This is a genomic window from Rhodococcoides kyotonense (assembly GCF_900188125.1).
Lineage (GTDB): Bacteria > Actinomycetota > Actinomycetes > Mycobacteriales > Mycobacteriaceae > Rhodococcoides > Rhodococcoides kyotonense.
In genome coordinates, this window is record NZ_FZOW01000024.1 from 30,609 (window position 1) to 42,961 (window position 12,353).

General features: G+C 63.7%; 13 protein-coding genes. 9 read left to right on the top strand and 4 right to left on the bottom strand.

Annotation, left to right across the window (positions count from 1 at the left end; all coding sequences use genetic code 11):
• Positions 1-3 precede the first annotated feature (3 nt).
• Entirely contained in the window at positions 4-1,473 is a 1,470-nt protein-coding gene (locus CHB96_RS26550; protein WP_089251982.1) for a CitMHS family transporter, read from the bottom strand.
• Positions 1,474-1,559: 86 nt separating this feature from the next.
• On the opposite strand from CHB96_RS26550, the gene CHB96_RS26555 reads away from it, so the two are divergent.
• Entirely contained in the window at positions 1,560-2,261 is a 702-nt protein-coding gene (locus CHB96_RS26555) for a GntR family transcriptional regulator (RefSeq protein WP_089251984.1), read from the top strand.
• Between the two features lie 232 nt (positions 2,262-2,493).
• Here the strand turns inward: CHB96_RS26555 and CHB96_RS26560 are convergent, their stop codons facing one another.
• Genes CHB96_RS26560 through CHB96_RS26570 form a run of 3 tightly spaced genes read right to left on the bottom strand, consistent with a single transcriptional unit; the run spans position 2,494 to position 4,769 of the window.
• A complete protein-coding gene (locus tag CHB96_RS26560; protein WP_089251986.1) occupies positions 2,494-2,955 on the bottom strand; it encodes a cupin domain-containing protein in 462 nt (153 codons plus the stop codon).
• A gap of 44 nt (positions 2,956-2,999) precedes the next feature.
• Positions 3,000-4,415, bottom strand: coding sequence for an NAD-dependent succinate-semialdehyde dehydrogenase (locus CHB96_RS26565; protein WP_089251988.1), 1,416 nt, complete (start codon positions 4,413-4,415; stop codon positions 3,000-3,002).
• A gap of 36 nt (positions 4,416-4,451) precedes the next feature.
• The gene (locus CHB96_RS26570) at positions 4,452-4,769 is read right to left on the bottom strand and encodes a putative quinol monooxygenase (RefSeq protein WP_089251990.1); all 318 of its coding nucleotides are present in this window, start codon (positions 4,767-4,769) and stop codon (positions 4,452-4,454) included.
• Positions 4,770-4,857: 88 nt separating this feature from the next.
• Here CHB96_RS26570 and CHB96_RS26575 point away from each other — a divergent pair, with 88 nt between their 5' ends.
• From CHB96_RS26575 to CHB96_RS26610, 8 genes are all read left to right on the top strand, one after another.
• Positions 4,858-5,913: an Ldh family oxidoreductase gene (locus tag CHB96_RS26575; RefSeq protein WP_089251992.1), complete on the top strand. Its 1,056-nt coding sequence runs from the start codon at positions 4,858-4,860 to the stop codon at positions 5,911-5,913.
• Between the two features lie 50 nt (positions 5,914-5,963).
• Positions 5,964-7,148 (top strand): lactonase family protein, encoded by a 1,185-nt coding sequence (locus CHB96_RS26580; protein ID WP_245866222.1) that lies wholly within the window; start codon positions 5,964-5,966, stop codon positions 7,146-7,148.
• Between the two features lie 284 nt (positions 7,149-7,432).
• On the top strand, positions 7,433-8,107 hold the full coding sequence (locus CHB96_RS26585) for a TetR family transcriptional regulator (protein WP_176444514.1): 675 nt from the start codon (positions 7,433-7,435) through the stop codon (positions 8,105-8,107).
• A gap of 442 nt (positions 8,108-8,549) precedes the next feature.
• Positions 8,550-8,720: a CsbD family protein gene (locus CHB96_RS26590; RefSeq protein ID WP_089251998.1), complete on the top strand. Its 171-nt coding sequence runs from the start codon at positions 8,550-8,552 to the stop codon at positions 8,718-8,720.
• 97 nt (positions 8,721-8,817) lie between these two features.
• Complete coding sequence (locus tag CHB96_RS26595) at positions 8,818-9,084, top strand: LapA family protein (RefSeq protein WP_089252000.1); 267 nt, start codon at positions 8,818-8,820, stop codon at positions 9,082-9,084.
• A gap of 19 nt (positions 9,085-9,103) precedes the next feature.
• Positions 9,104-9,310, top strand: a complete 207-nt coding sequence (locus CHB96_RS26600; protein WP_089252002.1) for a hypothetical protein — start codon at positions 9,104-9,106, stop codon at positions 9,308-9,310.
• Between the two features lie 1,123 nt (positions 9,311-10,433).
• Positions 10,434-10,583, top strand: coding sequence for a hypothetical protein (locus tag CHB96_RS29855; protein ID WP_176444515.1), 150 nt, complete (start codon positions 10,434-10,436; stop codon positions 10,581-10,583).
• Positions 10,584-11,199: 616 nt separating this feature from the next.
• Positions 11,200-12,348 carry a zinc-dependent alcohol dehydrogenase gene (locus tag CHB96_RS26610; protein WP_089252006.1) on the top strand — a complete coding sequence of 383 codons (1,149 nt, stop codon included), beginning with the start codon at positions 11,200-11,202 and terminating at the stop codon, positions 12,346-12,348.
• The last annotated feature ends 5 nt before the right edge of the window (positions 12,349-12,353 follow it).

Genomic DNA, 12,353 nt, shown 5'->3' on the forward strand with positions numbered 1-12,353 from the left:
TCCTCATCCGGGGTAGGCGGCGACGAGTGCGCCGACGACGAGCATGACCAGGCACACCAGCGAAGCGCGCCAGATGGCTTTTCGAAGGTGCGCTCCGAGTTCGACTTTCGCGAGGCCGATGAGCAGCAGGAACGATGCGACGAGCGGGCTCGAGGTGTGCAGCGGTTGCCCGACGATGGACGCGCGGGCCATCTCTTCGGCGGTGATGCCGTAGTGGGAGGCGGTTTCGGTCAGGACCGGTAGGACGCCGAAGAAGAAGGCGTCGTTGCTCATCAGGAAGGTGAGCGGAATGCTCAGAATTCCGGCGACGATGGCCAGGTGTGGTCCGAACGAGTTCGGAATGATGTCGACGAGCCACTGCGACATTGCTTCGACCATTCCGGTTCCGTTGAGGACGCCGGTGAGTACCGATGCGGCGAACACGAGCGACACCACGGACACGACCGAACTGGCGTGGGCCTTGATCTGATCGGCCTGCTCGGTGACGCGAGGGAAGTTGAGCACCAGGGCGATTCCCACAGCGATCAGGAATGTCACCGGCGGCTCGATCGTGTCGAGCACGAGCAGTGTCATCACCGCGAGAGTGAGAGCGAGGTTGAGCCACACCAGCTTCGGCCTGGCCTTGGGGCGGTGGAGGTGGCTGGCCGCATCTTCGGGTAGGTCACCGAAGTCGCTGTTGTCGTCTCGTACCTGCGGGGGTGTGGAGTCGTCCGAGGGATCCGGCGAGGTGGCCGCCGGTCGATCCGATCCAGTTGATCCTGTCGAGCCGCCGACACCGGTAACCGCCCCGGTGCCGCCGGTAACGGTCGTGGTGACTTTCTCGCGCTGCAGGATCCGCGACTGCGGATCGAGCGTGAGGGTTCCGACGCGCTTGCGTTCGGCTCGGCCGAGGAAGTACGCCAGGATCAGGACGGTGACGACGCCGGCTGCGATTGCGGGAATCATCGGGACGAAGATGTCGATCGGCGAGACCCCGAGGGCTGCCGATGCGCGTGCGGTCGATCCGCCCCACGGCACGGTGTTGAGGACGCCGTTGGCAGTGGCTGCGACGACGGTCAGGATGACCGGGCTCATGCGCAGTTTGAGGTAGATCGGCAGGAACGCCGAGGTGACGATGATGAAGGTCGTCGATCCGTCGCCGTCGAGCGAGACGATCGAGGTCAGTAGCGCGGTGCCGACGACCAGGCGCATCGGGTCGTTCTTGACGAATTTGAGGATCAATCGGATCAGCGGATCGAACAGTCCGACATCGATCATGATGCCGAAGAACGTGATGGCGAAGAACAGCAGCGCCGCGGTGGGGGCGAGCTTGAGCAGCGCCTCCATGATCATGTCGCTCAGTCCCAGGCCTGCGCCTGCGAACAGGCCGAACACAGTGGGCACGAGGATCAGTGCCGCGACCGGGGTGATGCGTTTGCTCATGATCAGGTACATGAAGACCGCGATCATCGAGAAGCCGAGTATGACGAGCATCGTCGCCCTTTCCAGTAGTGGTGTGCATCACTGTATACCGTATGGCGTTCCTTGGCGAGTGCCGTTTGGTTGGCTAAGATGCAATCATGGCGGGAGACAGCAAGAGCGATCGGGTGTACGCGCAGCTCAAGAGCGAAATCATGTCGGGGGAAATCCCTCCGGGCGCCTCGTTGAGTGCGATCGCGACCGGCGATCGGCTGCAGGCATCCCGGACGCCCGTTCGCCAAGCGTTCGTCCGGCTCGAGGCCGAGGGGCTGGTCACGCTTGTCGACCGGCAGGGAGCGCGGGTGGCGCCGATTTCGATATCAGGGGTCCGGGACTTGTTCGAGCTCCGTACGTTGCTCGAATCCACGGCCACGGGAATGGTGGCCGATGCGGTACGACTCGATTCCTCCATCGCCGCGCCGTTTCAGCAGATTCTCGACGAGTTGGAGGAGCTGGAGGCGCAGGCGCCGTCGACGCAGCGGTGGGAGCGGTTCTATACGCTCGCAGAAGAATTCGACCGAGCGGTGATCGCGCACACTCGCAATGTCCAACTGTCGCGGTCGATCGCCGAATTACGGCCTCACAGTGCGCGTTTGCGGTCTATTGCGCACTCGACGGACCGGTTGGCGGCCTCGCTCGCCGAACACAAACACATGTGCAGGGCCATTATCGACGGGGCCGTTGCCGCCGCGGAGGAGGCATCCGCGGTGCATCTGAAGGCAACCGAGCAGACCATCCTGGATGCAGTGATGAAACCGACGCGAGTGGGTCGAGGCCCACAGATCGATCTGATCACCGCATAGCCGCACCGCCGGATTGCCAAGCTCTGCAGGCGAACCCGAGAGGGGTGAGCGCACCCGTCCCGCATGGGTGAGTGCTGCGAGGCGTCGCGCCGAAGGCACGTCTCGGATCACCCATGGATAGGTGGACGACACCACACCGCGGCAGAACACCGAGCCGAAGATCACCAGGCCGCAGAACACCCTCGTTCCTGAACGCTCTGCGGCCGAGCTGTGGCGACGGTGCCCACGTCGATCAGGCGATGTTGGTTCCGTGTTCTTCGTCGATGCGGGTGGTGACGCCGGTTGCGATGACGGTGCGGGTGGCGTCGGTGGATGCGTAGGTCCAGAAGATGTGCAGCTCTTCGGTTTCGGAGGTGTTGTGGAAGAAGTGCTGGATTCCTGCGGGAATGAAGGAGTTGTCGCCGACGGAGACCGGGTACTGCTTGCCGTCGATGTGCGCGACTGCGGAGCCCTTCAGGATCAGCACGGACTCGTCGCAGTTGTGGATGTGCTCGGGGATTGCCGATCCCGGAGCGAACATGGTGATGCCGTTGAGGAAGTCCTTCGCGCCGACCTGCTGGGAGACCAGCGGGATGGTGCGGGCTCCGCCGCCGCGCTGACGCGGGGTGATCTCGGACGCGTGCAGGACAACGGCGGGGCGGCCGTCGTCGCTGGCGGAGTCGGTGACGGTGCGGCCTTCGGTGCTGGTGGTCATGGAAGTTGTATCCCTTTCGATTCGAATCAGGTGATCGAGCAGCGTTATTCGGAGACCGGTGCGACAGTGGCGGGTTCGTTCATGGCCCACCAGGTGCGGACGTTGACGAACTCCCGGATCCCGGCGGAGGCGAGTTCGCGGCCGTAGCCGGATCGCTTGGTGCCACCGAACGGCATCCGTGCGTCGGAGGCGACAACGGAGTTGACGAAGCAGGCACCGGAGGTGATGCGTTTGCCGACCTCGATGGCCTTGTCCACATCCGCGCTCCAGATGCTCGCACCGAGACCGAAGCGAGTGTCGTTGGCGACGAAGACAGCTTCGTCGGCATCGGCGACGGTGATGATCGAGGCGACCGGACCGAATGCTTCTTCGTGGTAGGCGTCCATCCCGACGGCGACGTTGCCGAGCACGGTGGGTGCGTAGAAGTTGCCGGGGCGATCGAGTGCCCCGCCACCGGTGAGCAGAGAGGCGCCGGCGTCGATCGAGGCACGCACCTGGGATGCAACCCCGTCACGCAGATCGGCGCGGGCCAGCGGGCCGACGTCGGTACCCTCTGCTTCCGGGTCACCGACGGTCAACGACTCGACCGCGGCGACGACCAGACGTGTGAACTCCTCTGCCACAGCGGCTTCGACGATGAAGCGTTTCGGTGAGATGCAGGACTGGCCCGCGTTGAGGAAACGTCCCTTGACGGCAAGGTGTGCAACTTTGGGCAGATCTGCGTCTGCGAGGACGATGAACGGATCGGACCCGCCGAGTTCGAGAACGGACTTCTTGATCTCACGGCCGGCGATGGATCCGACCGCCGAGCCTGCTCGTTCGCTGCCGGTGATGGTCACCGCGCCGACACGGGCGTCGGCGATGAGGCGTTCGGTGACCGCCGGGACATCGGCTTCGGCGACCAACAGCGTCGTGAACAGGCCTTCGGGCAGCCCGGCGGCTTCGAGGATCGCTTGCGCTTCGAGCGCTGCGCCGGTGGTGTTCGGTGAGTGCTTGAGGAAGGCTGCGTTGCCGGCCATCAATGCCGGTGCGGCGAAGCGGAAGACCTGCCACAGTGGGAAGTTCCACGGCATGATCGCCAACACGATCCCGATGGGTTCGTAGGAGACCCAACTGGTGTCGGCGGAGGTCTCGTAGTTCTCGTCGGCGAGGAAGCGGGCGGCGTTGTCGGCGTAGTACTCGAGACCGACCGCGCACTTTTCGACCTCGGCGCGGGACTCTGTGAGCGGCTTGCCCATCTCGCGAGTGACGAGCAGTGCGAGATCCTCGGCGCGGGAGCGCAGTTCGGCGGCACCGGCGTGCAGCACCTTCGATCGGTCGTCGAAACTGGTGTGCGCCCATGCGATCTGGGCTGCAGCTGCGCGATCGAGTGCAGAGTCGACCTGGGCGTCGCTGAACGCCGGGTAGGTCGCGAGCTCGAGGCCGGTCGCAGGGTTGATCGTGGTGATCGAAGCAGTCATGAAGGGAACTCCTGGGTGAGTCGAGAGACGAACCGGTCAGACGGAGGCGGTCTCGATCACCGTGGTGACCGAAGTGCCGAACGTGTTGAGCTGAGAACCGGGCACGAGCACGTCCTCGGCAACCTCACGCCATGCAGCGAAATGGGTGGACGCCTTGTGCGCCTCGAATGCCGCACGGTCGGTGTAGCGCTCGTAGTAGAAGAAGTGGTTGTCCTCGTTGTCGTCCTCGAATACATCGAACTGGTAGCAGCCCGGTTCGTCGCGCACCGACGATTCGGCGTTCTCGGTGATCGCAGCAAGAAACTTCTCACGCTTGTCGGCCTGGACTCTGACCGATACCAGCAGGTTCAACACGAGGTGAACTCCTTGTTCGACTGTGATGCAGATTATGTATGTCGTAGTGTATACCTAAACGTATCGAATGAAACGAGGTAGTGCTCCCATGACCCACGCGACCCGCATCAAACCCGATGCGCTCACCGACTTCGCCACCACTGTCTTGCGTTCGCACAACGTGCCCGAGGCCGATGCGCATCTGGTGGCGGACAGTCTCGTGCAGTCCGATCTGTGGGGCCACCAGTCACACGGGGTGTTGCGTCTGCCCTGGTACGTCGCCCGGCTTCGTACCGGCGTGATGACGGCGGTGACCGAGCCGGAGGTGGTCTCGGATGCGGGCGCGCTGCAGATCCTCGACGGCCGCAACGGCATCGGTCAGGTCCTGACCGAGACGGCCCGCACGATCGCGGTCGAGCGTGCTCGCGCGTACGGCATCGGCATGGTCGGTGTGCGGAACTCCAATCACTTCGGCACCGCCATGTACTACACGCGCCGCGCAGCGCTCGATGGTTGCGCGTCGATCCTGACAACGAATGCAAGTCCGGCGATGGCGCCGTGGGGTGGCAAGGAGAAGCGGCTCGGTACCAACCCGTGGTCCATCGGTGCACCCGCGCCGACCGCTGGGGGTGCTGTGGTGGTCGACATCGCCAACACCGCGGTGGCCCGCGGCAAGATCTACCTCGCTCGCAACCGCGGACAATCCATCCCCGATACCTGGGCCATGGACGCCGAGGGACGCACCACCACTGACGCCTCCGCTGCAATCGACGGAGTCATCCTGCCGATGGCCGGGCACAAGGGTTATGCGATCACCTTCATGATGGACATCCTGTCCGGGGCGCTGACCGGCAGCCGTACCGGAACTGCGATCAAGGGCCCGTACGTCGCCGATCAGCCCAGCGGGGCCGGGCACATGTTCATCGCCATCGATGTCGCCAGCGCAGGCCAGACCGATCAATACCTGCACGCTGTCCAAGGGCTGATCGACGAGGTGCACTCCACGCCGCTGGCCGAAGGCAACGACCGAATCTTCTACCCCGGCGAGGTCGAAGACGAGGCCGCCGCCCGCAATCTCGCCGACGGCGGAGTGGTGCTGGCCGAGCAGACCATCGAAGATCTGCGGAAGCTCTCCGACGAAACCAACACCGCCCTGCCGTTCTGACGTCGTCCCGACGCCGCAGATCACCGTCTGCGGCTGACAGAGGAGTTCTGTTGTCCCCGTTCGAAATCGACCGACGCACCTTCCTCACCACAATCGTGGGAGGCGCCGCTGCGGCAGCGGTGTTCCCGTCGACCGCGTCCGCCGCTGCTTCCCAGGAAGGTTCGGCTACCGTGCACTTCGCGTACGTCGGCGGATACACCACCGCCAAACGTCAGGGACGCGCGCCCGGGATCTCGGTCTTCCGAGTCGACGCACCTGGGCGATGGACTGCGGTGCAACAACTTCCGACGGCAGTGGGCAACCCGTCCTTCCTGATCCTGGATCGAGGTCAGACGACGTTGTACGCCGTGCACGGTGATCTGACTGCAGTGACCACGTACCGCGTCGACCCCCCGACCGGCACACTGACCCCGCTCGGAGTGCACGAGACCGGAGGAACGAACCCGGTCCACCTCTCGCTCTCACCTGACGAGCGCTTCCTCGTCGTCGCCAACTATGCGACCGGATCGTTGGCGGTGTTCCCGCGTAAACCCGATGGGACGCTGGGGGACCGGATTCAGCTCCTCACACTGAGCGGCACACCCGGGCCGCTAGCCGACGAGCAACACGGCCCGCAGCCGCATCACGTCCCCTTCGACGTCACCGGGCGTCACATCCTCGTCCCGGACAAGGGAACCGACGTCGTGCACCGCATAGGCTTCGATGCCGCCACCGGCACGCTCAGCGATGACGGCGTGCCGTATCGCTCGCACGCCGGATCCGGGCCACGGCACATCTCATTCCACCCCACACTGCCGATCGGATACCTGGTGGACGAACTGTCCTCGGAGGTCAGTGTTCTGGCGTACGAATCCGGGTCCGCAACCCTCGTTGCGGTACAACACCTCTCGACGCTGCCCAACGGGTTCGAAGGTGAAAGCACCGGCGCCGAGGTCGTAGTCACACCAGGCGGCAAATTCGTGCTCGTCTCGAACCGCGGCGCCGATTCGGTCGCCATCTTTGGCGTCACACCGGTGGGGGCTCTACTGCCCCCGGCATTCACTTCTTCGGGTGGGCATCAGCCACGCTTCATCACCCTTGATCCGTCGGAGCGCACCCTTTACGTGGCAAACCAGAAGTCCGACGTCATCACCGCCTACACCCTCGATCCCGAAACCGGGGACCTGGCGACTGCCGGAACTCCGATCAAGGTGGGCACGCCCTCGACAATCGTGTTCACCGCCGGGTTTCGCTGATGGGCGAACATCAGCCTCATGAACCGACCTGCCGACCCGGACGTCAAGGCAGAGTTGACGGTGCGGTAACTGCGCTTAACGCCTCTTTTTCGAGCGCATGGCACCTTATGTTCGATGGTTGGTGTGTGCGTGATGAGTGAGCAGAGGGGCACCGAGCGGCAGCTGCCGCGGTGATGCAGCGGGGCGCCACACCGAGAACCAAGGACACAGTCTTTGCGTCGATCAACGACGGTCAGGGCACCAGTATGCTGGCGGCGAGAGATACTTCGCTGCAGGGAAATACGATGACTATGACGCCGGACAGAGCACTGAACAGCCCTGTTCAACAGAAACGCGCCCGCATCACCCGCGACGTGATTGTCGAGGCGGCTGCGACGGAATTCTCGCGACGCGGGTACGCCGCCGCGTCGGTGAACACCATCGTGGCTGCGAGCGAACGCACCAAAGGTGCCATGTACTTCCATTTCCGGTCCAAGGAAGCTCTTGGTCAGGCTGTGACAGCTCAGGCGTCCCGCCGCTACGCCGAAATAGCCGAGCCCTGGCGCACGGCTGCACTACATCCGATCGATGCACTCGGTGGTCTGCTCGACGACGTCACCGCCGCTGCGATCGGCGAGCCTGTCCTGCTTGCGGAGCTGCGTCTGGGCATCGACCCGGACTTTCCCTCCGATCCCGCCGGCCGGGCGAGCCGTGGGTGGGAGGACATCGCTCTCGAACTCGCGAACTCGGCTGCCTCGGACGGTTGCTTCGCTGCACCGTTCGACCCCACCCGGTTCGTGCACGCGGCGGCGAGCATGTTGGCCGGCGGGTGTCTGTTCGCTCCCATGAGCGATGACCCGATCGCCCTCCGGGCCCGGCTCGATGAATGCATCGACGCCGTTGTGGCGGCGATGACCACTCCGCAAGCCGCTGCTCGATACCGCGCTTACTCGTCTTCGATCGCCACGCAGCGGGCTTGACTGTTGCCGTGTCGGGATGTCCTGAGGATGCGGAATTGTCGGTGCCTGTAACGCCCCAACACGGAGGGCGCCGACTCAGCTGGTACCCCGATCGGTTCGATCGCCGCCACGTTCGCCCCACACGCACACGAGGTGCTCAGCCAGACGGCCCCGTATCTTCGCCTGCCGGTGACACTCGAAGGACAACGAGGTGTACCGCAGGTTCGAGTTGACTGCATTGGGCGGAATCCCGCATGCCGGGCTCGCCGCCAGGCTGTCGCCGGCATCGTCGGGTAACTGGCCATGTGGGGGAGTGCGTAACCACATGATTCGCGGCAGTAGCTCCGCCGGATCGTGCGACCTCTAAGTGACATGGATCATATTTGGTCGGCGTTTGTTTCGGGGTTCGGGAACCGACTATATAGCTGTAACTGTCCATCACACTCACACGAGAGGTGCTGTTATGAGCTTCGTGGACAAGGCCAAGAACGCAGCGGAGGACGCACTCGGCAAGGCCAAGGAGGTTGTCGGAGACATCACCGACAACAAGGACCTGAAGGCCGAAGGCAAGACCGATCAGGGTTCCGCCGGGGTGAAGAAGATCGGCGAGAACATCAAGGACACCTTCAAGTAACCGCCTCGTTCGTAGCCCAACCTCAGGGGGCCGTTGATCACCGAATCGGCGGCCCCGCTCCCTCTCACACTCATCATCACCGACAAGGACCACCACCATGACCGCAACCGACCCCACTGCTGCAACGCGCCCAGCCCCGCGCCGCGGCGGCTTCATCGCCAAGCTCGCCCTGATCGTTGCTCTCGTCTTTTCGATCGCCCTGGTGATCTTCGTTCTTCAGAACACCGTCCACGAAAACGTGAACTTCCTGGGCTGGAACTTCGGGCTGCCCCAGGGTGTCTGGCTGCTCGGCGCCGCGGCCGTCGGCTCGATCATCACTCTCGCCGTCACCGGCGCGCTGCGCGTGCGCCGCGCGGTGCGTTGACCCAGTCGAGGATCCATTCATGATTCCTCTGCTGGCCAGAAAATATGTGTATCGATACCTGATCGTCGCGATCGGACTACCGATCCTCGCTCGACTTCTCGCCGTCGGTGGTCGTGCGATCGAACAGCGTTCCGGCAAGCCGAACATCGTGTCCAGAGCGTTGAACAAAGCGGGAGAATTCGCTCGGCGCCGCGCAGACAGGGCCGCGGGCACGGACAGAACGTAACCCCAGGCCCTGTGACCGTCGTGTGCCGAGGACTCGCATCCGATGCGTCGGTTTCGGCTGTGTAGCCGCATGATTGGCAGAATTCGTGCGATGCGGGCCGTGTCGACGGAGCGACCGCTATCGCGTGCCTTGCATAGCGCCCGGGCTCGAAAAAAGATTCTGCGTAGCATCGTCGTTGCGATGGCTGCGTCTGCCGCGGGTACGGCTCGCTCTGCGCCGTGGGTGATCAAGGTATCGGATTCTCGATCCGTGATGACATTCAGCCTGTGAAGCGGGAGGCAGCCGAAGTGACCCCTGTAGGAGAATTTGCGACTACACCCGGGGGTGAGGGGGCTCGGCACCGAGACGACGCTGTGGCCTTCCGGCGGTTCACCTCGTAGGTCCTCAACCCTGTTCGTCTCGGGAGTGCATCGCACCTGCACCCTCGCCCACCCGGCGCACGTATCGATCGGCAGGGTGAGACGCAAGCGAACATCCTCGCCCGTGTGCGCCGGGGTGCGGCCCCTGTCCGCCGGGGCCGACCAGATGTCGGCGTCGGCGGACACGGTCGATTCCGCGGTCAAGAGCCTGGTCGTACCCGGGGATGTCCGCTCTCTTTCAGCGCCGGTTCGCCGGTGAGGTTCAGCTCTCGCCGATGCGCGTAGTCGCGACAGGGAAACAGTGACAGCGGTTGTTACGCAACGGAAAACAAACTCTCCGCCGCGCCCTCCGTGGTGCGTGATCTCCGGTAGACTTCGTACCAGCTCGACGATGAGGTTTCGGGCAGAACGCGATCGTGCGGAACTGTCGCCATGAGCTTCTGAGAGGCCCTCCCACCCCGGGTGGGACTCCGGACTTCGATGAGGACCGTGCACGGTGCATTGCGAACGACAGCTGTCGATGTTCGCGTGCAAGAAGTCGACCGATCCACACGGCCCCGAAAGGTGGGCGTAGTGGACGATTCGGATCCGAGACCGATCGTGTGGGCTGACCCCAGTCCGCTTCAAAGTTGGTGGGAGCAAACAGTGTTCGGCTCTGCCCACCTCACTGCCGCTCGGTCGGCCTCTCCTCGACGAGGGGCCGACGCGCACCGGAGCCCGACCGCTCCATCGCATGGCCGCACCCGGTGGTGACTGCGAAAGAGATGAGCCTCGACGAACTCGACGCAGCACTGATCGAACTGACGCAACGCCGACGCCGGGCGGTGCGAGAAAATAGGCCCGCCGACGAGGTCGGTGCGCTCGAAGCACGTCAGGTCGCGTTGACCAACGAACTGCGACGACGCGGACTGTGACCCACAACCGGACCGTGTGACTTCGATGCGGACCGTCAGCCGATGTGCGAGGGGAGGCTACCGAACGTCGTGTCGGCTCCGAGTCGATCCGACGTGTTCATAGTGCGCCCGCACGTCGCGACCGACGTGGCCTCGATCCGTACAGCAGACGAAACCGGCAGGGAGATAGACATATTCGCTGCTTCCTGGCCCGCTACCTGACAGAGACAGTGCGGTGCCGGTCCACACTTCGCTGATCAGCTCCGTCGGTTGTCGAGCGAGGGATACACGGAGATCGATTATCTCGTTGGCCGCGCGCGGATCGCACCTCACACCGGGCCAAACCGAGCAGTCTTGTTGGACGAGAGCGGCGTTGACCAATTGACGTCGAATCGTGGCGGTGGGTGCACTGCCGTGATCCTGGACACCGGACACCGGTAACGAGCGTCGGTGCGGGTGTAGCGGGACCGACATCTCCAGCTCGACAGTGGCGCGGGACAGGGAGGGCTGATGGGACAACCCGGAACCTCAGGCGCTGTCGTGTTCGAGCTCGCACCATAGGGGGTCGCACTGTCCGACTACGTTCGATTCCCCTTTTCCCAGACAAGATTCTCCCCTACCCAGACAAGAGGTCGACATGCTGTCGATGACCTATCGCGGGCCTTACAAAGTACGCACCGAAGAGAAGCCGATTCCCAAGATCGAGCATCCGAACGATGCGATCGTCGAAGTCGGATTGGCCGCAATCTGCGGCTCCGACCTGCACCTGTACCACGGAATGATGCCCGACACGAGGGTCGGCACCACCTTCGGCCACGAGTTCATCGGAGTCGTGCACGAGGTGGGACCGTCGGTGCAGAACCTGTCCGTGGGAGATCGAGTCATGGTCCCCTTCAATATCTACTGCGGGTCCTGCTACTTCTGCGCGCGCGGGCTGTACTCGAACTGCCACAACGTCAATCCAAATGCGACAGCTGTCGGCGGCATCTACGGCTACTCCCACACCACGGGCGGTTACGACGGCGGGCAGGCCGAATTCGTCCGCGTGCCGTTCGCCGACGTCGGCCCTAGCGTCATCCCCGACTGGATGAACGACGAGGACGCTCTGCTGCTGACCGACGCCCTGTCGACCGGGTATTTCGGAGCACAGCTGGGGAGCATCCACGAGCGCGACACCGTGGTCGTATTCGGTGCAGGCCCTGTCGGCTTGTATGCCGCGGCGTCGGCGTGGTTCATGGGAGCCGGCCGCGTCATCGTGGTGGACCATCTCGAGTATCGACTGGAGAAGGCCCGGCAATTCGCACATGCGGAGACGATCAACTTCGGCGAGCACGCCGACATCGTCGTCACGCTGAAGAAAGAAACCGACTACCTGGGTGCGGACGTCGCGATCGACGCGGTCGGCGCGGAAGCCGACGGCAACTTCATCCAGCACGTCACCTCGGCGAAGTTCAAGCTCCAGGGTGGTTCGCCCATCGCCCTGAACTGGGCGATCGACTCCGTTCGCAAAGGCGGCACCATTTCGGTGATGGGCGCGTACGGCCCGATGTTCTCGGCCGTCAAGTTCGGCGACGCCATGAACAAGGGGTTGACGCTGCGGATGAATCAATGCCCGGTCAAGCGGCAGTGGCCGCGCTTGTTCGAACACATCCAGAACGGCTACCTGAAACCGAATGACATTGTCACGCACCGCATACCGCTGGAACACATCGCCGAGGGCTATCACATCTTCTCGTCGAAACTGGATAACTGCATCAAGCCGATCATCGTCCCGGGCAACGGGTAGGAGGA